This is a genomic window from Williamsia sp. DF01-3, from assembly GCF_023051145.1.
GTDB lineage: Bacteria > Actinomycetota > Actinomycetes > Mycobacteriales > Mycobacteriaceae > Williamsia.
The window spans coordinates 5,053,927-5,075,687 of record NZ_JALKFS010000005.1; the positions used below are offsets into that span (position 1 = coordinate 5,053,927).

The 21,761-nt window shown below is 66.6% G+C and carries 18 protein-coding genes and 1 pseudogene; 9 read left to right on the top strand and 10 right to left on the bottom strand.

The window, feature by feature from the left end:
• Positions 1-86: 86 nt before the first annotated feature.
• Both amiA and MVA47_RS25615 read right to left on the bottom strand, forming a co-directional pair.
• On the bottom strand, positions 87-209 hold the full coding sequence (gene amiA, locus MVA47_RS25610) for a streptamidine family RiPP (RefSeq protein ID WP_023960198.1): 123 nt from the start codon (positions 207-209) through the stop codon (positions 87-89).
• A gap of 119 nt (positions 210-328) precedes the next feature.
• Positions 329-1,264 carry an ABC transporter substrate-binding protein gene (locus tag MVA47_RS25615; RefSeq protein WP_247210390.1) on the bottom strand — a complete coding sequence of 312 codons (936 nt, stop codon included), beginning with the start codon at positions 1,262-1,264 and terminating at the stop codon, positions 329-331.
• Between the two features lie 31 nt (positions 1,265-1,295).
• On the opposite strand from MVA47_RS25615, the gene MVA47_RS25620 reads away from it, so the two are divergent.
• The 3 genes and pseudogenes from MVA47_RS25620 to MVA47_RS25630 all read left to right on the top strand — a co-directional run bounded on the left by MVA47_RS25620 (position 1,296) and on the right by MVA47_RS25630 (position 4,091).
• Positions 1,296-2,318 carry an iron ABC transporter permease gene (locus tag MVA47_RS25620; protein ID WP_247210391.1) on the top strand — a complete coding sequence of 341 codons (1,023 nt, stop codon included), beginning with the start codon at positions 1,296-1,298 and terminating at the stop codon, positions 2,316-2,318.
• Entirely contained in the window at positions 2,315-3,310 is a 996-nt protein-coding gene (locus MVA47_RS25625) for an iron ABC transporter permease (protein ID WP_247210392.1), read from the top strand. The genes MVA47_RS25620 and MVA47_RS25625 overlap by 4 nt, the downstream gene beginning before the upstream one ends.
• Positions 3,307-4,091 (top strand): annotated as a pseudogene (locus MVA47_RS25630) (ABC transporter ATP-binding protein). The gene MVA47_RS25625 and the pseudogene MVA47_RS25630 overlap by 4 nt, the downstream one beginning before the upstream one ends.
• A 12-nt stretch (positions 4,092-4,103) precedes the next feature.
• Here the strand turns inward: MVA47_RS25630 and MVA47_RS25635 are convergent.
• From MVA47_RS25635 to MVA47_RS25645, 3 genes are all read right to left on the bottom strand, one after another.
• Entirely contained in the window at positions 4,104-4,982 is an 879-nt protein-coding gene (locus MVA47_RS25635; protein ID WP_247210393.1) for a siderophore-interacting protein, read from the bottom strand.
• A gap of 480 nt (positions 4,983-5,462) precedes the next feature.
• Positions 5,463-5,624, bottom strand: coding sequence for a hypothetical protein (locus MVA47_RS25640; RefSeq protein WP_023960212.1), 162 nt, complete (start codon positions 5,622-5,624; stop codon positions 5,463-5,465).
• 336 nt (positions 5,625-5,960) lie between these two features.
• Positions 5,961-7,256, bottom strand: a complete 1,296-nt coding sequence (locus MVA47_RS25645; protein ID WP_247210394.1) for an acetyl-CoA C-acetyltransferase — start codon at positions 7,254-7,256, stop codon at positions 5,961-5,963.
• Positions 7,257-7,412: 156 nt separating this feature from the next.
• On the opposite strand from MVA47_RS25645, the gene MVA47_RS25650 reads away from it, so the two are divergent.
• Positions 7,413-8,774, top strand: a complete 1,362-nt coding sequence (locus MVA47_RS25650; protein WP_247210395.1) for a 3-oxoacyl-ACP reductase — start codon at positions 7,413-7,415, stop codon at positions 8,772-8,774.
• A gap of 1 nt (position 8,775) precedes the next feature.
• Positions 8,776-9,651 (top strand): MaoC/PaaZ C-terminal domain-containing protein, encoded by an 876-nt coding sequence (locus MVA47_RS25655; RefSeq protein ID WP_247210396.1) that lies wholly within the window; start codon positions 8,776-8,778, stop codon positions 9,649-9,651.
• An 81-nt stretch (positions 9,652-9,732) separates the two neighbouring features.
• On the opposite strand, the gene MVA47_RS25660 is transcribed toward MVA47_RS25655, so the two are convergent.
• Positions 9,733-10,329 (bottom strand): TetR/AcrR family transcriptional regulator, encoded by a 597-nt coding sequence (locus tag MVA47_RS25660; protein ID WP_247210397.1) that lies wholly within the window; start codon positions 10,327-10,329, stop codon positions 9,733-9,735.
• A 106-nt stretch (positions 10,330-10,435) separates the two neighbouring features.
• The gene (locus MVA47_RS25665; RefSeq protein WP_247211073.1) at positions 10,436-11,569 is read right to left on the bottom strand and encodes a glycoside hydrolase family 3 N-terminal domain-containing protein; all 1,134 of its coding nucleotides are present in this window, start codon (positions 11,567-11,569) and stop codon (positions 10,436-10,438) included.
• A gap of 221 nt (positions 11,570-11,790) precedes the next feature.
• Between MVA47_RS25665 and MVA47_RS25670 the strand changes: the two genes are divergently transcribed.
• The 3 genes from MVA47_RS25670 to MVA47_RS25680 all read left to right on the top strand — a co-directional run bounded on the left by MVA47_RS25670 (position 11,791) and on the right by MVA47_RS25680 (position 16,744).
• Positions 11,791-12,351 (top strand): universal stress protein, encoded by a 561-nt coding sequence (locus MVA47_RS25670; RefSeq protein WP_247210398.1) that lies wholly within the window; start codon positions 11,791-11,793, stop codon positions 12,349-12,351.
• Entirely contained in the window at positions 12,348-12,548 is a 201-nt protein-coding gene (locus MVA47_RS25675; RefSeq protein ID WP_247210399.1) for a DUF2613 domain-containing protein, read from the top strand. Before MVA47_RS25670 ends, MVA47_RS25675 begins: the two co-directional genes overlap by 4 nt.
• A gap of 68 nt (positions 12,549-12,616) precedes the next feature.
• Positions 12,617-16,744: an alpha-(1->3)-arabinofuranosyltransferase family protein gene (locus MVA47_RS25680; RefSeq protein WP_374474461.1), complete on the top strand. Its 4,128-nt coding sequence runs from the start codon at positions 12,617-12,619 to the stop codon at positions 16,742-16,744.
• On the opposite strand, the gene MVA47_RS25685 is transcribed toward MVA47_RS25680, so the two are convergent.
• Positions 16,646-17,863 (bottom strand): acyltransferase, encoded by a 1,218-nt coding sequence (locus MVA47_RS25685; RefSeq protein WP_247210400.1) that lies wholly within the window; start codon positions 17,861-17,863, stop codon positions 16,646-16,648. The two genes, MVA47_RS25680 and MVA47_RS25685, sit on opposite strands and share 99 nt — an antisense overlap.
• A 148-nt stretch (positions 17,864-18,011) precedes the next feature.
• On the opposite strand from MVA47_RS25685, the gene MVA47_RS25690 reads away from it, so the two are divergent.
• Entirely contained in the window at positions 18,012-19,559 is a 1,548-nt protein-coding gene (locus tag MVA47_RS25690; RefSeq protein WP_247210401.1) for a DUF3068 domain-containing protein, read from the top strand.
• 22 nt (positions 19,560-19,581) lie between these two features.
• On the opposite strand, the gene MVA47_RS25695 is transcribed toward MVA47_RS25690, so the two are convergent.
• Together MVA47_RS25695 and MVA47_RS25700 are read right to left on the bottom strand one after the other, a co-directional pair.
• Entirely contained in the window at positions 19,582-20,562 is a 981-nt protein-coding gene (locus MVA47_RS25695) for an LLM class F420-dependent oxidoreductase (RefSeq protein ID WP_247210402.1), read from the bottom strand.
• On the bottom strand, positions 20,559-21,755 hold the full coding sequence (locus MVA47_RS25700) for a polysaccharide biosynthesis protein (protein ID WP_247210403.1): 1,197 nt from the start codon (positions 21,753-21,755) through the stop codon (positions 20,559-20,561). The genes MVA47_RS25695 and MVA47_RS25700 overlap by 4 nt, the downstream gene beginning before the upstream one ends.
• Positions 21,756-21,761 lie beyond the last annotated feature (6 nt).

A 21,761-nucleotide genomic window follows, 5' to 3' on the forward strand; every position in this document is an offset into this window, starting at 1 on the left:
CGCTTCTCATCCGGTCCCGCGTGCCACCCGGGACGTCACTCGAATGGCACGCGGGCTCTTGACACATCAGGTGATGCGGGGACCTATCAGTCCTCGGAATCCTGTGCGTCGTCGAACGGGTTCTCGACGAGCGCATTGCTGTGGCCCGCGGAATGGGTCGCCAGGCTCACCGGCGCCTGGATGGAACGGAAGAACTCATTGTCGTTCATGAATCTCCTTCGCTTGTAGTGAATTCGGCTGCATCGCAACCGAATCGGTCGCCTATCGAACGACCAGGACTCACGCTAGGCTATTTGACAATCATTTTCAATAGCGTGGTCACCATCCGTCAGGACTTTGCCAATTCGTCCGTCACCTCATCGAGAACAATGCCCAACGACACGGTCCCGCGGCCGGTGGCCCACAGGCTCGCCTCGACCTCGACCACGCGGTTGTTCTGCGCTGCCGCGATCGAGGGCCAGATCGGATTCGTCGCCAGTCTCGCCGACAGCGGTTCCGCGTCATCGCCGGACGAAAATGCCTGCGCGAAGATGACATCGGGGTTGACGCCGGCGATCTGCTCAACCGACACGGTTGCGAAGGCGTCGGTACCCGCCGGCCAGGGGTACTCACTGACCTCGGCAAGAAGCGAGCCGACCGGCGTTTCGACGGAGTCGACACCGAGACTGCCCGGCTCCCCGTACATCGACAACGTGGTGAGGTCACTGCGGTTCTGGCGCGCGGTTTCGACGCGCTCGACAAACGATTGCGCCGCAGCGTCAGCCTCTGCCTGCTTGCCCGTCAATTGGCCTACGGTGCGCAAGAACTCGACCGAGTCCTGCCACGAGGACGGATCGACCAGATACAACGGCGCGGACTCCTCGACAGCTGCTCGCAGCCCGTCTTGTACCCCACCGAGCCCGATGACCAGGTCGGGCTCGGACATGGCGATGTCTTCTACGTTCTCCTCACCGAAGCCGCCGGTGATCTTTCGCATGTCCGCGTCGGGTCCGAAGAACCGCTCATCGAGGGCCAGATCCTCCCGGTAGGCAACGGGGGTGATCCCCACTTCCTTGAGAGCGTCGACGCAGATCATTGTCAGACAGGCGATTCGGTCGGCCGGGCCCCCCAGAGTGACCGTGGTGCCGGTTGCGTCGGTCACGACGATCGACTCGGCGGCCGACTCGTCACTGTCGGTGCCGCAGGCTGCCACCCCCAGTAACGCCAATGCCGAGGCGGCCGCGACGAGGCCGCGAGTGGTGGACAGAGCGATGGACTTGCGCATTCGATCTCCCTTGCAGATGATGTTGAGCGAAATGATAACCATTGTCAATACGACTGCCCAGAGGCGGCCCAACCGTCGGCTCATCGGCTCGTTGCTGCTGGGTACGGCCGCAATCGCAGTCGTGGTGGTGGCCGCCCTGTGCGCAGGGGACCCGGTGGTGCTTCCATTCGAGGCTTTCGCCGCACTCACCGACGCTTCCGATCCCCTTCACCCTTACGTGGCGGATTCCCGCTTGCCACGAGCACTGCTCGGCGTGATGTGCGGGGCCGCCCTCGGCCTGGCGGGCATCTTGATGCAGGACGCGATGCAGAACCGCATCGCCGGTCCCGAACTCCTGGGCGTGTCCTCGGGCGCTGCCGTGGTGTTGACCGCGGTGACCGTGCTCGCGCTGCCGGTGGGACTGCACCAGTTGCCGTACGTCGCACTGCTCGGGGCCGCAGTGGCCGGCTCGACGGTGCTCGTAGCAGTGGGAAAAACCCACGACCCCACCTCGATGCTGCTGATCGGCTCGGCGGTCACCGCGTTGGCGTCCGGACTCGTGATCGCGCTCGTGAGCCTGGGCACCGAGGGCAACCTGCCATTGCTGTTCCGCTACCTGCTGGGAAGCCTCAGCGATCGCGGCTGGCCACACGTCGCAGTGGTCGCTCCCTGGCTCGCCGTCGCCGTGCCGGCAGCCCTGTTCCTGCGGCACCGCGTGGCAGCTCTGTCCCTCGGCGACGATGTTGCGGCGGGCCTGGGCATCAATGTGTTTCGTGCACGGTTGTCGGCGCTCGGGTGCGCCGGTGTGCTGGCCGCGGTTGTCGCCTGCGTGTGCGGCCCGGTGGCGTATGTGGCCCTCCTGGCGCCGCACCTGTGCAGGTGGGCGCTGCGCACGACCAGCGCCCGCCGGGTCTTCTGGCTGACACCGGTCGCGGGCGCAGTATTGCTCACCGCAGCTGATCTCTTGTCCCGAATTGCGCTGTATCCCATAGAGATCCCGGTGGGTATCACCACCACCCTGATCGGCGTCCCGACGCTGCTCATCGCACTACGCCGCCAGGACTCGGCGGCATGAGGGAACCGAACCTGCTGCGTCCCCTTCCCCTCCTGGCCGGCGGCGCAGTGGTGCTCGTCGCACTCGTGATGGCGCATCTGATGATCGGGCGTTCCGACCTCGGCGCCGCCGACACCTTTCGGGTTCTGACGGGCACGTCGGAGATCCGCGCACACGAGGTCATCGTCCTCAAGTACCGCCTCCCCCGGGTACTCGTCGGTATGGGCGCCGGTGTCCTGCTTGCTCTCTCGGGCGCACTTCTACAAGCCGTGATCGGCAATCCACTCGCCGAACCGGGGACCACCGGAGTCGGGGCGGGCGCGGCACTCGGTGTCGTCGTGGCCATACTCGCGTTCCCACAACAGGACATGGCAGCCATCGCGTCGTTGGTCGGCGCAGTCGCCGCCGGCGTCTTGCTGTACCTGGTCGGACGACGATCGCTCGCGGTGGCGGGAATCCTGTTGGGCGCCATCCTCGGCGCAGTCACCTCGTTGTTGCTCGTCGTCGACGCGCAGCCGATGGGTGTGGTGCTCCGATGGCTCATCGGGTCACTCAATGCGCGTACGCAGTCCGATTGGAATGCTCTGTGGCCCTGGGTGCTCGCACTCGGAGCGTCTGCTCTGCTCGTATCCTCACGGGTCAATGTCCTCTCACTCGGCGACATCACCGCCACGGGTCTGGGATTGCGCACGGCGCGAACCCGTTTCGTGCTGCTTATGGTCGCGGTGCTCGCGGCCGCAGCAGCCGTCACGGCAGCCGGTGCGGTGGCGTTCATCGGTTTGATGGCACCACATCTGGCGCGCATCCTGGTCGGCGGCGACTATCGGGATCTGATACCCGTCAGCATGGTGCTCGGGGCAATCGGTCTGTCGGCCGCCGATCTCCTGGCCTTCAGCATCACACTCGACCTGCCCGGGAGTGGCCCGGCGGTCACCGGCCTCCCGGTCGGCGCCGTCACCGCGTCACTGGGTGCGCCGTACCTGATCTGGCTCGTCCGAAGGGAACGCAGATGAATCAAAGTCCGCCGCTGCTCGAGGGATTCGACCTCGAACTCGGCTATCGCGGACGTGCCGTCGTCGACGGCCTGAACCTGCGAATCGAGTCCGGTACCGCAACAGCCCTGGTGGGTCCCAACGGCTCGGGCAAGTCCACGCTGCTGATGGCTCTGGCCCGCGTACTCACCCCCGCCATGGCGAGGTTCGACTGGACGGTGAACCCATCGCCTCGCGCAAGACGGTCGACGTTGCACGCAGGCTCGCGATCCTTCCGCAGACCTCCACGATCCCGGCAGGGTTGCGAGTTCGTGAGCTGGTGGAACAGGGCCGGTACCCGCGTCTGGGTCCCCTTGCCATGCTCAGTCGCCGCGACGACGAGGTGATGGCCAGGGCGATGTCGATGGCGGGGGTGACGTCGATGGCCGAACGGCGCCTCGATTCGTTGTCGGGCGGTGAACGTCAACGGGCCTGGATCGCGATGGCACTCGCCCAGGACACGGGCGTGCTGCTACTCGACGAGCCGACCACGTATCTCGACATCCGGCATCAGATCGATCTGATGGAACTGATCGTCGAACTCGTTCGCGCACATGGCAAAACGGTTGTGATGGTGCTCCACGACGTCAACCAGGCCGCGCGGTACTGCGATCGGATCGTCGCGATGCGCGACGGCACGGTCATCGCCGACGGTCATCCGGACGACGTGCTGACCGCCGACCTGCTGCACACGGTGTTCGACGTACGCGCCCGGATCAGCCGCGACCCGGTGTCCGGGCGGCCTATGTTCACCGCGGAATGAAGCGCGACGAGGTCAGAGCCCAGCGCGTTCGAGTGCGTCATCGAAGATCTCCGACGCCATCTTTTCGCTCTTGCCCTCGGCGAGCGCTGCCGCGTACACCGCGTACAGCTCGCCACCGACCTGCTCGAACCTCTTGGCCCAGGCTTCCCCGTCGAATCGCCAGTAGCCGATGATGTCGCACTGATCGGCTTTCCAGCCGAACTGCTTGCGGAAGTGCTTGCGAACAGCCCGCGATGCCTTCGCCTCAGCGGCGAACCAGCAGTACCCGCGGCCCTCGGGGTGACCGAACCGCTCGACTGCCTCGCAGAGTCGGCTGTCGCCGTAACCGTTTCCGCTGCCGACCAGACTGATCAGGTCCACGTTGTCGCGCCGGGGCAGATAGTCCAGGTCGGACTCGTCGACAACCTCGACGATGGCGGTGACCCGGGCCTGCGCAGACAGTCCTTCGATGATCCGGGCGAGCGCGGGCAGACCCGCGAGGTCGGCGACCAGCAGTTGCCACTCGGTGGTCACCTCAGGGCGGTACCAGCCTCGAGCGTGCGACATACCCACCTCGTCTCCGACCCGGGCACCCTGTGCCCACAGGGTCGCGACGCCGTGGTCGTGGACCACGAAGTCGACCACCATCGTGTTGGCAGTCCGATCGACAGAGCGAACCGTGTAATTGCGGCCCTCCGGCGGGGTCTCCTGGTCGTAGTAGCCCCAGACACCGTCCCGGTTCTCCATCGCCGGGAGCCGGCCGCCACCAGCAGTCGGAAAGTAGATGCCGACCACTTCGTCCGCCAGGTCAGGCAGTTCGAGGACGGCCAGATCAGGTACAGCGAAAACGATCCGGCGCAACCGCGGATTCAGCTCGGTGTTCTCGACCACCCGCGCAAACGAAAATCCCATGCGGGGAAGGTTACCCTAACCAACTGTAGTTGGGCAGTCGCGATCTTCATCCAAGACGTTGAGCTGGATCGCTGCGGAGGCCGTGGCGCATGACGGACACAGCGTGTGGTGGTCGCTCACCGACCAGCCGTTCATGGTCGCCACGGCAGCAGCGGCAGCCCGACCAGCAAATCTTGATGCCGCGAGCTCGAAGCCGCACCACAGGCACAGGATCGATGTCGAATCCCCACGCATCAGACAGTCCACCTCGATAAGTCACCCCGGCGCGCCCGCGGGAATGCGGGCACACAGCGCGTCGCGCTCGGCGATGTATGCCCACAACGGGACCACTTCAAACCCCGCCGATCGGGTTTGAGCCCATCACCAGTGGGAGTTCGGCCACCACGTCGCACGCAGGCCCAGACCAACGGTCAGCGCTGGTGGAAAGCGGTACGGCCGAGCCCGCCGGCACCCGCGACGGGCCAGACCGTAATGCGAACCTCAGCTCGGGGTGGCGCCGATCAACATCAACGCCAGCAGTCCGAGCACTGCCGCGACCACCAGATAACCCGACCAGCCCGGCCCGGGTTCGTCGCCGATCGGACGAGTGTGGGCACGGAACGTCGGTGACGTCCATGTCGCCGGCGGCGAGTAGGAACTCATGATCCACCTCCTGATATCTGCCGCCCGACAGGGGCGGCTGACTCACACAGCGAGATTCCAAACGTCAAGAGACAGCTGTTTATTGCGTCCAGCGGACGGATGTAGTCGACACCACATCGGGAGGCCGCGAGCCTCGCTTCGAGAGCGGTACGGGCCGGGTCGACGAGCGACCAGAGGAACCGGCGGAGTGTCACACCGGGGAAAATAGGGCTCCGGTTGAGCTACAGGGTCGGGGGTCGTGCAGCTCAACCGGAGTTATCAAGTACTTCGCCGTAGGGGCGCCGGGCGTTACACACCTTCAAAAGTTTTTTCAGATGTGCAATACCCGGCGTCCGATCACGCCTCGACGATCGCGGTGACGCCCTGTCCGCCGGCAGCGCAGATGGAGATCAGCGCACGTCCGCCGCCGTTCTCCTTGATCTGCTTGGCCGTCTGGGCGACGATCCGGCCGCCGGTGGCAGCAAACGGGTGGCCGGCCGCCAGTGAGGACCCGTTCACGTTGAGCTTGCTGCGGTCGATGCTGCCCAGTGCCGAATCGAGGCCCAACCGCTCCTTGCAGTACGCATCGGACTCGAACGCCGCCAGCGTGCACAGGACAACCGAGGCGAAGGCCTCGTGGATCTCGTAGTAGTCGAAGTCCTGCAACGTCAGGCCATTGCGCTCGAGTAGACGCGGAATCGCGTAGGTGGGGGCCATGAGCAGGCCGTCGGGCCCGTTGACGTAATCGACCGCGGCGGTCTCGACATCCACGAGGTGTGCGAGCACCGGCAGCTTCTTCTCCGCAGCCCACTCGTCGGTGCTCAGCAACACAGCGGAAGCGCCGTCGGTCAGCGGAGTCGAGTTGCCCGCAGTCATGGTGGCGTCGCCGAGGGACGCCCCGAAGACCGGCTTGAGGGTCGACAACTTCTCGACAGTGCTTCCCGGCCGCAGGTTCTGGTCGCGGGTGAGCCCGAGGAACGGGGTGATCAGGTCGTCGAAGAAGCCGCGGTCGTAGGCGGCCGCCATGTTCTTGTGGCTGGCTGCGGCGAGTTCGTCCTGATCGGACCGCTTGATACCGAACTCTTTGGCGGTGATCGCGGCGTGCTCACCCATGGACATACCGGTGCGGGGCTCCCCGTTGCGTGGGATCTCGATGCCCAGCGACGTCGGGAGTTTGGCGATGGCCTTGAGGCGGTCGACAGTGCTACGGGCCCGGTTCACCGCCAGCAGCGACTGCCGCAGGTCCTCGGACACCGCGATCGGGGCATCGGAGGTGGTGTCGACGCCGCCGCCGATGCCTGCGTCGAACTTGCCCGTCGCGATGCCGTCGGCCACAGCCGAGATCGCCTGGAGACCTGTGCCGCAGGCCTGCTGGAGGTCGAAGGCGGGGGTGTAGGGCGACAACGCCGAGCCGAGGACCGACTCGCGGATGAGGTTGAAGTCACGCGCGTGCTTGAGCACGGCGCCACCGGCCACCATCCCCAGCCGCTCGCCCTGAAGGCTGAACCTGCTGATCAGGCCGTCAAGGGTGGCGGTGAACATGTCCTGGTTGCTGGCCTTGGCGTAGGCCCCGTCTTGCTTGGCGAACGGGATCCGGTTGCCGCCGACGATCGCGACAGGTCGCACGGTACGGGTCTGGTTATTCGATACCACTGTGGATCTCCCAAGTTGTGGATGGCTCTTATGGCGTATTCTTACTCCCGAGTAAGTTCGTTGTCGAGCCGCCCCCGGGATATGCCCGACTCGGGTGGTGCACACAACACACATGCCGTACGCGAGGCGTTCAAAAGCAAAGAAAAGGGAGTGCACGTGTCTGCCACAGGAACCACCGACCTTTACTCGACCATCGTCAGCTCAGGACCGGGCGCGTTCATCGCGAGCAAGGTCGGCTTGCCGCAGCCGCCCACGCTGCGCCGCTACAAGGCCGGCGAGCCCCCGTTGGCAGGCCCCGTCCTGATCGGCGGCAACGGTCGGCTGATCGAACCCCTTCGCGAGGTCCTCGGAGAGGACTATGAGCTGATCGTGAACAACACGAGTGGTCGTGGGGCAGACAAGCTGGGCGCCGCGGTGCTCGATGCCACCGGCATCACCAAGTCGTCCGAGCTGTCGCAGCTGTTCGAGTTCTTCGCCCCCACCATCCGGTCGGCAGGCAACAGTGCGCGGTTCGTGGTCATCGGCACCACGCCGGAGCTGATCAAGAACCCGAGCGAGCATGTCGCACAGCGCGCGCTCGAGGGCTTCACCCGCTCGCTGGGCAAGGAACTGCGCAACGGCGCAACCGCCCAGCTCGTCTACGTCTCCCCCGATGCCAAGACCGGTTTGAGCGGACTGGAGTCGACCCTGCGATTCCTGCTGTCGGCTAAGTCGGCGTTCGTGGACGCCCAGGTCATCCGCGTCGACGAGAAAGATGCGGTCGCCCCTGCCAGCTGGGACAAGCCACTGACCGGCAAGGTTGCCGTGGTCACCGGTGCCGCCCGCGGTATCGGCGCCACCATTGCCGAGGTACTCGCGCGCGACGGCGCCCACGTCATCGCCGCTGACATCCCAGCGGCCGGTGAAGCGCTGTCGGCCACCGCCAACAAGGTCGGCGGCACCGCGTTGCCGATCGACGTCACCGCTCCCGATGCCGGCGCCAAGCTCGCCGAGCACGCACTCGAGCGCCACGGTGGCATCGACATCATCGTCAACAACGCCGGCATCACCCGCGACAAGCTGCTCGCCAACATGGACGACGCCCGCTGGAACGCGGTCATCGGCGTGAACCTGATCGCCCCGCAACAGCTGGTCGACGACCTGCTCGAGGCCGGCGCACTGCGCGAAGGTGGCGCCGTGATCGACGTGTCGTCCATCGCCGGTATCGCGGGCAACCGCGGCCAGACCAACTACGGGACGTCGAAGGCCGGCGTGATCGGGCTCGTCGACGCCTACGCGCCGGTTCTGGCCGAGAAGAAGATCACCATCAACGCTGTTGCGCCCGGCTTCATCGAGACCGCGATGACGGCGGCCATCCCACTGGCCACCCGCGAGGTCGGCCGTCGGATCAGCTCACTGCAGCAGGGCGGCCAGACCGTCGATGTCGCCGAAACCGTTGCATACTTTGCGAATCCGGCCTCGAGCTCGGTGACCGGCAACGTGGTGCGCGTGTGCGGTCAGAGCATGCTGGGAGCGTGACGTGCCAAAAACCATTGAGCTGAAAGGGTTTCCGGCCACCTCCGACATCTATCGTCGCGCGGTGGTCGGAATGTTGCCCGGTATCGGCAAGTCCGGTCCCATCAAGGCCGACGCGCACCTCCCAGACACCGAACTCGCCCTGTCCGACGTCAAGGTCGACCTCGACCAGCTACGCGCGTACTGCGCCAGCACCGGTCAGCGGTTCGGCGACACCCTGCCGCTGACCTTCCCGTTCGTGATGCAGTTCCCGCTCGTGATGGAACTGCTTGTCGCCCGCGACTTCCCGTTCTCGGCGGTGGGTTCGGTGCACGTGGAGAACACCATCGAACGTATCCGCCCGGTCGCGGTGACCGAGCCGCTGAGCATCCGTACACACACGGAGAATCTGCGCGAACACCGCAAGGGGATGCTCGTCGATGCGATCTCTGAGTTCTCGGTGGGCAACGAGCTGGTCACCCGTCAGACCGCGACGTTCCTCAGTCAGCAGCGCACCAGTTTGTCCGGTGGTGAACGCGGCGAAGCCCCCAAGGACCGTCGCCCCGCGCCCCCGGACGCAACGCTGGTCGCCAACCTCGGACTGATTCGTAAGTACGCATCCGCGAGCGGCGACCGCAACCCGATCCACATGAGTGATCTGGGCGCCAAGGCATTCGGGTTCCCGCGGGCGATCGCCCACGGGATGTGGACCGCTGCGCGCGTGGTGGCGAATGTCGAAGGACAGCTGGACGACAAGGTCACCTACAACGTGCGGTTCGGCAAGCCGATCGTGTTGCCCGCCAAGGTGAATCTCTACACCACCCGCACCGGCGACGGATTCGACCTCTCGGCGCTGCATCCCAAGAAGGGATACCCGCACCTCACGGCGACCATCCGCTGACCCCGAATTGGTGGGTTCGGGCGAGCATTTCCCCTGGTGGGGCTCGCCCGAACCCACCATCTTTGGTCAGGGGCAGTCGGTTCAGGGGCGGTCGCCCGCCAGGCCTTTCCAACCCATCGAGACCATGAGGTCGGCGGCGACGTCGAGGTCGATGTCGCCCTCCGAGATCCGGTCGGCCACAGCCTCTCCGGCCCCGACGAGCGCTACGGCCATCAATTCGAAGTCGGTGTCGCTGGGATGCGGAACGGTGGTGCCCCGACGCAGCAGATCGGCGACCATCTCGATCAGCCGGGCACGGCTCGCGGCCACCAGGCCGGCGAACTTGGCCTGACCGCTGGCGAGGCGGTAGAGCACTCGCCATGATTCGCGGTTGTCGTGCACATAACGCAGAAAGCTGAAGATCACCGTGCGGGCCTGGTCGTGCTGGCGCAGATTGGGGTCGAATCCTGCGCTCATCGCCTCGATGAACCGAGCGCCTTCACGGCTGATGCACGCGCCGAAGAGTTCGTCCTTGGAGCCGTAATAGAGGTAGAGCATCGGCTTGCTGATACTGGCCTGCGCAGCGATCGCGTCCATCGACGTCTCCCGAAAACCGTTGGCGGCGAACACTTGCACAGCGGCGTCGAGCATCTGCTGCTCTCGTACGGCGCGTGGCAAACGCTTCGTTCCTCCGGCCACGACGACCACACCCCCTTTGAATTCAGACGAATGTCACCTTACCAGCCGGTAAGTTCGCCGCGGCCCGTCAAGTGGCTACGGCGCCTGATCAGCAGTCGAGTTCTGGTCAGCAGTCGAGCTCACCCTTGGCACGCAGCACCCGGACCACAGATTCATCGACCTGCTGGGCCGGCAGAGTGCCGGAACCCATCGCCGCAGTCAGTGCGTCGAGCACCGCGGGCACCTTGTCGGTCGAGAGCCACAGGGCGATGTCGGCGCCGGCGCTGATCGCCAGGGTGGCCGCCTTCTCGATGCCGTACTTGGCACTGATGGCTGCCATGCCTGACAGATCGTCGGTGAAGATCGGACCATCGAAGGGCTTGCCGCCATATCCCGTGCCGTCGCGCAGCAGGGACATCGCGGGTTCGCTGATGCTGGCGGGGGTGTCCGGACCGGTCAGGCCCGGCACGATCAGATGCCCGACCATCACCGCCACCCCGGGCTGGATCAACGTCCGGTAAGGAACCAGGTCACTGTTCTGCAGTTCGTCGAGATCCGGGGTGGCCACGGTTCCCGTGTGGGAGTCACCGGACCCGTGTCCGTGACCGGGGAAGTGCTTGAACACCGGCATGATCCCCGCGTCCTGCAGACCGTGCGCGTAGGCGTTGGCGTAACGGGTCACCACGGCGGGGTCGTCGCTGAACGAACGGTCCCCGATCACCTCGTCGTCGGATTCGTCGCTCACATCGGCAACGGGCGCGTAGTCGACGGTGATGCCGAGCTCTTTCATCTGCAGGCCCTGCTCTTTGGCCAGGGCACGCACCTGCTCCACCGTCATCGTCGCGGCCAGTTCGCGCGCCGACGGACTGTCGATACCGAGGCCGGACAACCGCGATACGCGGCCACCTTCCTGATCGACCGTCACCATGACCGGCGTCTCGGCCACCTTCTGCACAGAAGCCACCCCGCCGTCGGACAGCATCCCGAGATCGGTCCAACTGCCGATGAAGACGCCACCGATCTGTTCCCGGCGCACGATGTCCACTGCATCCTCGGTGCCGGTCACCCCGACGACCAGCAGCTGGGCCAGCTTGCGCCGAGGCGACATCTCCGCCAATTCCTGTGCACCGCACGCTGCCGGCTCCACACGCGGCGCGGCGGACGCCGACGACGAAGGAGCCACCGTGGACGAGGACGGGGCGTACGCCGTCGTGGAACTGAGGCCGCTGCCCCCGTCGCTGCCACTGCATGCGGCGAGCATCGACACGCTGACCGCAAGTACCGCGAGAGTGCGGCCGGGGCGATGCCGTCCGCGGCGCGTCGACGCAGGTCGATCGGCTATTTCAAGCCTTGCGCGAGGTCGGGTCGGGCTGGGCCGGGGGCGAGCGAACATGGCACGAGTGTTGCACGCCGCCATGGTGTGACGTGGGTTACATTGAGCGCTATTCTGAGGCTTACAAGCCCGTACGGGAGGAAAACGCCATGTCCAATCAGTCCGGCACCGGCAAGCAAGACACCATCATGATCGCCTACGACGGCACCGAGAACGCCGACCGCGCCATCGACTACGCCGGACGTTTCCTCGCCGCCCACCGAGCGTTTGTGGTCACCGCATGGGAATCGGGTGTGCACCAGAGCGCACGCCTGTCCGCACTCTCCGGAGGCATGCAGCCCGTGCTGCACTCGGTGGTGGACCAGGACATCGACGATGCCCTCCACGAGGATGCCCGCACCCGCAACGCCCGGGGAGTCGAACGCGCGATCGCCGCCGGCCTGCGCGCCGAAGGACGACTCGCCGAGGTCGATTCCACCGTCTGGGGTGCGCTGGTGGACGCCGCGGACACCCTCGACGTCGACATACTGGTGACAGGCACCCGCGGGTCGTCCGGCCTGCGTGCGCTGCTCCACAGCAGCGTGTCCGAGCACGTCCTCAAGCACTGCCACCGACCCGTGCTGGTGGTGCCGGCGGGGTGCGCCAAGCGCCGCGTGGATACCCGCGCCGACCTGCGCACCAGAGCACGGGTGGTAACTTCGCTGCCATGATGAACAACCGCCTGATCGCCGGCGCCGTTGCTGGACTCCTGGGCGTGGTCGTGGCCATCGCGGCGGTATTTCTGGGTGGAGTACTGACGTCCGATGACAAGCCCGCCACCGACGTCAACAGCTTCAACGCCGACAGCGGATTCGTGAAGGGCTCGGTGGACTACGGCACCAGGGACAACGCCGGAGTCACAAACTGACCAAACGGGGACTGCTTTTTGCAGCTCTGTGGGCGCTGCTGGCGTCATTCGTTCAATCTCCCGGCCTGATCGCTGCCGACACCAAGCTCGACCTGACCGGCGACCCCCTCGCCTTTCTCGCGCGCGCGGCCCACCTGTGGTCGTCGATCGCCCCGCTCGGCCAGGTGCAGAACCAGGCGTACGGGTACTTCTTCCCGCACGGTGCATTCTTCGCGCTGGGCGATCTCCTCGCGATACCGCCCTGGGTGATCCAGCGCCTCTGGTGGGCGCTGCTCTTGTGGGTCGGGTTCGTCGGCTTCATGCGTCTCGCCGACGCCCTCGGGGTGGGATCGCGGTGGTCGCGCATCTGCGCGGCCCTGGTGTTCGTCCTGAGCCCACGGGTGATGACCACCATCGGATCCATCTCGTCGGAGACACTGCCGGTGATGTTGGCACCCTGGGTGCTCGCGCCGGTGGTCATCGCATTGAACCGAGCACAGCCGACGAACTCCTTGCGGCGCCTCGCCTTTCAATCGGCATGCGCACTGGCATTGATGGGTGCGGTGAACGCCGTCGCCACGCTGGCCGCGGCATCCGTCGCCGTGTTGTGGTGGCTACTGCACGCACCCCTGCGTGGTCCGGCTGCCCGTTGGCTCCGGTTCGGCGGCTGGTGGCTGCTGGGTTCCGTCCTTGCCTGCCTGTGGTGGCTGGTGCCACTGCTGATCCTGTCGCGCGTCAGCCCCCCGTTCCTCGACTTCATCGAATCATCAAGGGTGACAACCGAATGGGTGTCGCTCACCGAAGTCCTCCGGGGCACCAGCGCATGGACACCATTTGTCTCGCCGGAGCGGGTCGCGGGCGCCGGCCTGGCGACGCAGCCGTACGCGGTCCTCGCCACCGGCCTGCTCGCCGCCGCCGGATTGGCCGGGCTCGCGATGCGGTCGATGCCGGGTCGCGGTCGGTTGATCACCATCGCATTCGTCGGCCTGCTCGCCATCTGCCTCGGCTATCCCGGACAGCTCGGTTCACCGATCTCCGAGTCGGTGAGGGTGTTCCTCGACGGTGCCGGCGCGCCACTGCGCAACGTGCACAAGTGGGACCCGCTGATCCGTATCCCGCTGGCCCTGGGTATCGCCCATCTGCTGGCCCGGGTGCCGACGCCGGACGTCGTCGGCTGGCGCGAGACCGGTCGGGTGTTCGCCCACCCGGAACGGTCGCGACCGGTGGCGGCCGCAGTGGTCGTGGCGGTTGCCTTGCTGGCCGCGGGATCGATGGTGTGGACCGCTGGGCTGGCGGCGCCCGCGAGCTATCGCGCGATCCCGTCGTACTGGAAAGATGCGGCGACGTGGCTCGATGACCACGGCGCCGATGAGGATCGGCGCGCACTGGTGGTTCCGGGGTCGCCGTTTGCGAATCAGACCTGGGGCCTGACGCGTGACGAACCTCTACAGGTACTCACTGAACAACCGTGGGCCGTTCGTGATGCCATCCCGCTCACCCCTCCCGGCGCCATCCGCGCCCTGGACTCGGTGCAGCGGGCCATCGCCGACGGCAGGCCGTCGCCCGGACTGGCCGCGACCCTTGCCGGGCAGGGCATCGCCTACGTGGTGGTGCGGGCCGACCTCGATCCGTCCACCTCCCGTTCGGCACGGCCGCTGCTCGCACAACACGCTGTCGCGGCATCGCCGGGAATGGTGCCGGTTGCCCGGTTCGGGCCGGACGTCGGACCGAACACCATCGAGGATGTGGTCGCAGACGACGGTCTGCGTCCGAAAATGCCTGCGGTGCAGATCTTTGCGGTCGAATCGACGGTGTCTTTTCCGGGAACCCGACCCGCGACGGTTCCACTGTCGTCGATGCCTCGGGTGGCCGGCGGTCCCGAAGCCCTTGCAACACTGCAGGACAACGCCGCGCTCGCCGGGCAACCGCCTCTCGGTCCGGCCCTGCTCGAATCCGATGCCCGCCGAGCGGGGCTCGCCGAAGGACCCGTGGTGGTCACCGACACCCCCACCGATCGCGAAGTCGACTTCGGGCGCGTGGACAACCACAGCTCGGCTATCCGGACCCCACAGGACCGGCGTCTGACCCAGAACGCCGTCCCCGATTACCCGGTCCCCGGCCAACCCTTGGTGCAGGGCGAGTGGCTACTCGACGGGCAGCCTGGCGAACTCAACGTCAGCGCGTCCGGATCAGCTTCGGATGCAACGCAACTGGGACAGAGCGCTCCGGGCAGCTCTCCTGCCGCGGCATTCGACGGCGACACCAACACCGCCTGGGTCAGCCGTGGTCTCGACTCAGCGGTGGGGCAGTATCTGCAGCTCGACTTCACCCGCCCCCGCGAGCGCCTGGCCCTCGACATCACCGTCGGCAAGGCACTCGGCCCCGAGGTGGACACCCTGCTCATCACCACCGAGGCCGGCAGTACGGTCGCCACCGGGGTCAAGGCCGGCACACCTGCCACGGTGGTGCCGCCGAGCGGACCCACCCGGTGGGTTCAGATCCGGGCCATCGCGACCCAGGACAACACCGGCGGCAATCAGTTCGCGATCTCCGAGGTGACGCTGCGCGACGCGGCTGCTGCCCGCGATCTCCCCATCCGGCACCGGGTTGTGTTGCCGCAGTTGGTCGCCGGACAACAGGTCTCGGGCTGGGTTCTCGGACCGGAATTGCCCGCTCGCGCGGCCTGTGTTCCCGGACCCGACGCCACCCGCTGCTCGGCGGGGATGGGTCTGGCCGCCGAGGAACCAGGGGTGTTCGGCCGGGTGCTCTCGGTACCGACCACGACGTCGGTGGACACCTCGGTCACGGTCACCGCCAATCCGTCGGACGCACTCAACGCCTTGCTGTCCGGGCTCGGCTCGATCGGCGCCTCCGCGGAATCGGCCGTGACCGATCCGCGGGGCAACGCCACGGCCGCGGTCGACGGTGACCCGACGACCACCTGGATCGCCAGGGACAACGGCCCGACGGCCGAGCGCCCCACCCTGCGACTCACCCTCCCGACCCCACGCGAGGTCGATGGGTTGCGGATCACTGTGCCACCGGGCCAGTTCCCGGCACGCCCGCAACGACTGGCCATCGACCTGGGCAACGGCAGGCAGGTCCGTGACATCCCCGCCGATGGCACCATTGAACTCGATCCCCATGTCACCTCCACGATCACGATCACCGTGCTGGAGAAGGACGAGGTGCTCGACGTGAACAGTCTCGGGTTCGCCGAGGTGTCGCCCACCGGCATCTCGGAGATCGGCGTCCTCGGGGATGCGCCACCGGTGGCCGACCCGGACCGACGGATCGACGTGAGTTGTGACCAGGGTCCGGGCCTCACGATCGCCGGTGTGGCGCAGCGCTTCTCGCTGTCGGCAACGGTTCAGCAGCTGCGTTCCGGCGAGCCCATTCGGGCCACCCCGTGCGGCTCTGACCGGATCGCGCTACCTGCGGGCGAGCAGGAACTGATGGTCAACCCCGGCGATGCGTTCAGAGTCACCGGTGTGAGCCTCACCGCCGGTCCCACACCACGCGCGATCCCGACACCGGTTTCCGTCGAGGAGTGGGAGGCGATCGATCGCAGCGTCACCGTCGAATCGTCAGCCGAGGAACGGGTGCTCATCGTGCCCGAGAGTGAGAACGTCGGCAGGCAGGCACATGCGGACGGACGCGAACTGACGCCCGTCGTCGTGGGTGGTTGGCAGCAGGGCTGGATCATCCCCGCCGGGTACGCCGGCACGATCGACCTCACCTTTCCTCTCGATCGTCCGTACCGGTGGTCGATCGGTGTCGGACTCGGCCTGGTCGTGCTGTTGTTCGCGATGACGTTCTGGCCCCGCCGAACCACAACACCTCTCTCGCTTCCGGTTTCACGCCCCTTGCGGGCAACTCTGGCTGGCCCGTTGTTCTTGGGCGCCGCTGTGTTCCTGCTGACCGGGCCGATCGGGTTCGTGATCGCCGCCGCGGTCGCGACCGCACAGACCGCGGTGCTCATCACCCGCCCACGGCTGCGCATACGGTGGAGTGCACCGGCATGGGTGGCCGCGCTGATGATGGCCGCGACGTTCGGCCTCGCCGCAGGACCTTGGCGGTCGTCGCTGGGGTACAACGGCTGGGACTGGTGGGTTCAGCTACCGGCTTTGCTGGCCTTGGTGATCCTGGCGTGGAACGCCATCGCCGTGCCGCGGTGGCTGATTCGGCTCCGAGTGCGCCGCCGCCGTCCTACCTGATCTGGCTTCCCACCGACGCAGCCACCGCCGCGCGGGATCTTCGACCCACGCGTAGCTGGCGGCCGAGATGCCGATCGTGAGGAGGACGGTCAGGGCCCACACGGCAGGCATCGATCCGGAGAACGGGAGGACACCTGCCAGAGGGAACACCGCCGACAGCACCACCAGATGCCAGATGAAGATCGAGTAGGACCACCGTCCGAGGGCCTGCATCGGCCCGGAATCGAGGATGCGGTGCGGTCGCGGCTCACCGAGCACCAACGGGCCGAGCAGCGCGAACCCCAGCACCGCGCCGAGGACGATCTTGACGGCGAACTGCCACGGGGCAAGGGGGGCCAGACCGGTGGGCCCGGCGAGCTCGGTGCACGAGAGCGCAAAGGCCCCGGCTGCGACCACGGCCATGACGACCGGGCGCGACCCGACCCGGCTCAGCACCCCGCCTGCCGGTGCGACCACCAGTTCGGCGAGCACCAGTCCGGCGATGAACCACGGCATGTGACCCGGAAGCCAGTTCTTGGCCTCGACGCCCTGTGCCAGCGGGAGCTGTTCGGCCACCCACGCCCAGGCCAGACAGATCACCGCGACCGACAGCAGGACGGGTACCCGCCACCGTGCCCGCGGACCACGCAACCACACCAGAAGCCACGCGAACAACGGCAGCAGCAGATAGAAACTGACCTCGACCGACAGACTCCACATCTGCGTCAATCCGGCCGTCAGCGTCAGCGGGACGTAGACCTGGGTGAGGGTGAGATTGGCCAGCCACACCGTCGCGCTTGCGGGGCGCGCGTCCGGCAGCAGGCTGAGCACCACCACCACGACCACCACGTATGCAGGCCAGATCCGGAGAACCCGGTGACGCAGGTACCGCGCCAGGCCGGGCACCCTGGCGGTCGGATCATGGGCTGCCGCGGCATGCGGCCGCCACAGCAGGAAGCCGGAGAGCGCGAAGAACAGGGCCACCGCCATGTCGAAGCGACCCCAGACCGAGCCGAGTACGTCGTCGCCCACCGAACCCGTCTGGAAGGCGACGTGAGTGGTCAGCACACCGATGGCCGCCAGCGCCCGCATTCCCTCGAGCGCGGGGACGAAGCCCTTGGCCTGCTGATCCGGACGCATGATCAGCCAATGTACCGGTGGCCGATCGCGTTGCGCCTGTCCTGACGTGCCCGTTCCAGCCGACCTCGGCTGTTAGTCTCGCAAGAAACCTCCAGCTGCACCGATCGAAGACCTGAAGGAGAACCGACGTATGGCTACAGGGCCTCGGATGTCTGCCAGAGACCTTGCCGGACCAGTCGCGATCTTCCTGGGGGCTCTGCTGCTGGTGGCCGCCATCGCGCTACCCCTTTACTACGTGGGTACGTTGAAGAAGACGCCGATGGACCTCGACATCACCAGCGTGTCGGACAGTCAAGCGCAACAGGGTGTCTCGAACAGCGATGCGCTGCCGGCGAAGATCTTCAACCGCTGCTCATTGGAAGGCCCCCGCGCCGAGGTGTCCGACGCACACCTGACCGACCAGCAACGCGTGCTCGTGGTGGACCCGGCCGATGCCGACAAGGTCACCTTCCAAGCAGGTAACTCCGTCCGCATCGACTCGTACACCGATGGCGACGAGACCGTCACCCCGCCCGCCGACGGGGCCGACTCCGGTTGCATGAGCTCGCTGCTCACCGCCACCCGTGACCGCATCACCACCAACCGCAAGACTGCCGAACCGCAGATCAGTGGGGGCGGACAGAGCGAGGTGCAGGTCGACGCCGGTGAGAACAGCGTCAGCCTCCCCGACCGCAAGGGCCTGCAGTACCGGTTCCCGTTCGGCGTCGAGAAGAACGACAGCTACCTCTATTTCGATCTGCCGACTCGCACCACCAACCCGTTGACCTTTGTCGACGAGCAGGAAATCCAGGGCGTGAAGACCTATCACTTCACCCAAGAGGTCCCCGAGATGGATCTGAGCACCCTGACCGATGCCAACGATCAGCAGCTCGCCGGAACCTCGATCGACCAGCCTGCCGGCTGGTACGGCGGATTCCCGGGATCCCGGAACAACGACCGGCTGCCTGCCTCGCTGATCCAGAAGACCACTCGCGACCTGTACGTCGATCCGGTCAGCGGAACGATCATCAACGAACGTGAGCACGTCCAGCAGTACTTCAAGCTGAACGTCAGCGAGGACTCCCCGCAGGAGATGCTCGATTACAAATTGACCGCACTGGACGTCGTCTTCTCGTACAACCAGAGCACCCAGGAGCAATTGGCCAGTGACGCCAAGAGTCTCGACGATCCGATCAAGCTCTGGGGTCGCTGGATCCCCATCGTGATCGGAATCCTCGGCCTCCTGCTGCTGGCTGCGGGCGTGTGGTTGCTCCTGCGCGGAGGACCGAAAACCCCTGCACCGGCTTCGGATTCGCCGTACGACCCGAACGAGCAGCAGCGCACCGATCTGATCGGGCAGTATCGGGGCGACGACCGTGGCAACGTCTATCCCGCCGGCGCACCGATGGGTTCGCACGAGCAACAGCCCTACGATCCCGATCAGACCCGTCAGATCCCCGCTGTGCGCGACGACCGCGGGGACGGTTTCGCCGAGGTCGGCGACCACTATCCGTACATGGATCAGCAACGGATCGGTGATGGCGGTTCGGCGCAGCAACCGCAGACAGGCGACCCGGGCTGGGTCACGCCGCAGCAATCCGACGTGCCCCAGTCCGATGTGCCCCAGTCCGATGTGCCCCAGTCCGATGTGCCCCAGTCCCAGGATGATCCGCTGCGCCGCAATCGCGACGAGCCCTGGCGCCGGCCCGGCGAATAGTCCGGCGGGCCGGCCTCACCGCCTAGGCGAACAACGGGGACAACGCTTTTCCGGCGAGTTCCACCATCCCGGGGACGTGACCGTTCGTGACCATGTTGATGGTGACGCCGTCCACTCCGGCATCGATCACGCGTTCTTTGATCTGTGCCGCGACCTCGTCGGGCGCACCGACGAAGAACCTGCTGTTTGCCTGCGCCCATTCCTCGTCCGTCGCGGTGGCGCGGTCGATTCCCCTGGCCTTCAGCAGATCTGCCGCCTGAGCGCGGGCCTTGTCGCCATCGGGGTCGAGGATGACAAACGCCAGGAAACTGGTCTGGATCGTCGAGCGGTCGCGGCCGGCTTCCTCGCATCGCTTCGCGAGTGCCTCGAGCTTGCGAGGCAACTCGTCGACTCCCGCGATGATGTTGAGGTGCTGGGCGTACCGGGCGGCGAGGCCGAACGTCTTCTTCTCGCCGCCTCCGCCGAGCATGATCGGGATGTCGGTGCGCAACAGCGGTGAGGTGCGGGTGCCGTGCGCCTGGTACCACTTGCCATCCAGCTCGGGTTTGCCTCCGCGCAGCATCGGTTCGATGATCTGCAACGCTTCCTCGAGTCGTTCGAAGCGTTCGGTGAATGTGCCGAACTCGTAACCCATCTCGTGGTGTTCGAGTTCGAACCATCCGGCACCGAGTCCGAGGATCGCCCGGCCCCCGCTGACCACATCGAGCGTGGTGATGGTCTTGGCCAGCATCGCGGGATTGCGGTAGGTGTTGCCGGTGACCAGCGTCGACAGGTTGATCGTCGAGGTGGCCGTGGCGAGGGCACCCAGAGCGGTGTAGGCCTCGAGCATCGGCTCGTCGGGGGCTCCGATGCCGGGCAGTTGATAGAAGTGATCCATCACCAAAACGGTGTCGAAACCGGATCTTTCGGCTTCTTGCGCTTGCGCGATGACTGTGGGGAACAGCTCTGCGGTGGTGCCGGGGTAGGAGAAATTGGGGATCTGATAGCCGAGGCGGATGCTCATGCATCCACAGTACGACCGCGGTCTTGCGTCCGGGTGGCGCTCAGCGCAACCAGCGTCGACACCGTTCCGACCACCGCGCAGCTCGCAGCGATCACGGCGAGCGTGACGATGCTGTGTGCGACGGTGACCACCAGCACCACCTCGATGGCGAGCACCGTCCAGCTCAGCAGGCCGATCCAGGTGCGGTCGCGCGCGATGGCCGCCAGAAGGCCCACCTGCAGCACCGACAGCGCGCTCCCGGTGAGAGCGAACAACCAGAGGATCGGGGCGACAGGCCGGTAGTCCTCACCGGCGATCACCGGAACCAGTGGCCCACAGATCGCCGCACCGACCACCACGGTCGCGGCGATGGCCGTGAGCCACCCGACCGCGGTACGCAGGGCGCCGGCCGTCTTCGCGACGTCTGCGAGTTGTGGGTACAGCACCACGCCGATCGCCTGCGGCAACCAGAACGCCGCCTTGGTGGCGATGGTCCCGAGTGCGTACACCCCCGCGTCGTATTCGCCGAGGATCGGCCGGGCGGCGAGCAGATCCACTGACGACAGTGCGATCAACACAAGCTGGACCTGCGAGGCGTGCAGCACGAGCCGCAGCGCCAAACCGTCGGACATCGCGCTGTCGGCAGGCTTGTCCGCCAACACGATCAGCCAGATGACGGCAGCGGCGATGGCTGCGCCGACCGCGGTTGCGGTGAGGGCACCGGCCGCGCCCGCGCCGACCGCCAACGCGACCACACCGGGCACGGTGCGGGCCACACCCACACCCGCCAGCACCCACGACAGCACCGAAAACCGTTGTCCGCCCTGCAATATGCCCTGACCGGCAGCGATCAGAACCAGCAGGGGTGCGGTTGAGAAAGCTGCGATCGTGGCCGCCAGGCCGGTATCGGCCACCGCCATCACCACCGGTACGGCGACGGCCGCGGCCACCAGCACCGCCGCAGTGGTCCGCAGGGTGATCGAGATCAGGTCGGCAACAGCACGCCTTCGCACCACCTCCCGGGCGATCACGACCTGCAGAGCCAGCGCCGGGACACCCAGCACCAGCATCGCCTGCAGCAGCACTGCGAACTCGCCGTACTCTGCGGGCGACAACCACCGGGTGGCCGGTAGGTGGATGAGGTAGGCGCAGATGTTGGCGACCATCGTGCCGGCGGCCACGCCACCCACTCCCGCCATCGCACCCATCGCCATGGGTTC

Excerpts from the sequence above, each read along its gene's own strand:
- MVA47_RS25670 (WP_247210398.1), top strand. The coding sequence starts at position 11,791 with ATGTCCAATCAGTCCGGCACCGGCAAGCAAGACACCATCATGATCGCC.
- amiA (WP_023960198.1), bottom strand. The coding sequence starts at position 209 with ATGAACGACAATGAGTTCTTCCGTTCCATCCAGGCGCCGGTGAGCCTG.
- MVA47_RS25665 (WP_247211073.1), bottom strand. The coding sequence starts at position 11,569 with ATGCTCGCCGCATGCAGTGGCAGCGACGGGGGCAGCGGCCTCAGTTCC.
- MVA47_RS25620 (WP_247210391.1), top strand. The coding sequence starts at position 1,296 with ATGATAACCATTGTCAATACGACTGCCCAGAGGCGGCCCAACCGTCGG.
- MVA47_RS25695 (WP_247210402.1), bottom strand. The coding sequence starts at position 20,562 with ATGAGCATCCGCCTCGGCTATCAGATCCCCAATTTCTCCTACCCCGGC.
- MVA47_RS25700 (WP_247210403.1), bottom strand. The coding sequence starts at position 21,755 with ATGGCGATGGGTGCGATGGCGGGAGTGGGTGGCGTGGCCGCCGGCACG.
- MVA47_RS25690 (WP_247210401.1), top strand. The coding sequence starts at position 18,012 with ATGTCTGCCAGAGACCTTGCCGGACCAGTCGCGATCTTCCTGGGGGCT.
- MVA47_RS25625 (WP_247210392.1), top strand. The coding sequence starts at position 2,315 with ATGAGGGAACCGAACCTGCTGCGTCCCCTTCCCCTCCTGGCCGGCGGC.
- MVA47_RS25675 (WP_247210399.1), top strand. The coding sequence starts at position 12,348 with ATGATGAACAACCGCCTGATCGCCGGCGCCGTTGCTGGACTCCTGGGC.
- MVA47_RS25685 (WP_247210400.1), bottom strand. The coding sequence starts at position 17,863 with ATGCGTCCGGATCAGCAGGCCAAGGGCTTCGTCCCCGCGCTCGAGGGA.
- MVA47_RS25635 (WP_247210393.1), bottom strand. The coding sequence starts at position 4,982 with ATGGGATTTTCGTTTGCGCGGGTGGTCGAGAACACCGAGCTGAATCCG.
- MVA47_RS25615 (WP_247210390.1), bottom strand. The coding sequence starts at position 1,264 with ATGCGCAAGTCCATCGCTCTGTCCACCACTCGCGGCCTCGTCGCGGCC.
- MVA47_RS25640 (WP_023960212.1), bottom strand. The coding sequence starts at position 5,624 with ATGAGTTCCTACTCGCCGCCGGCGACATGGACGTCACCGACGTTCCGT.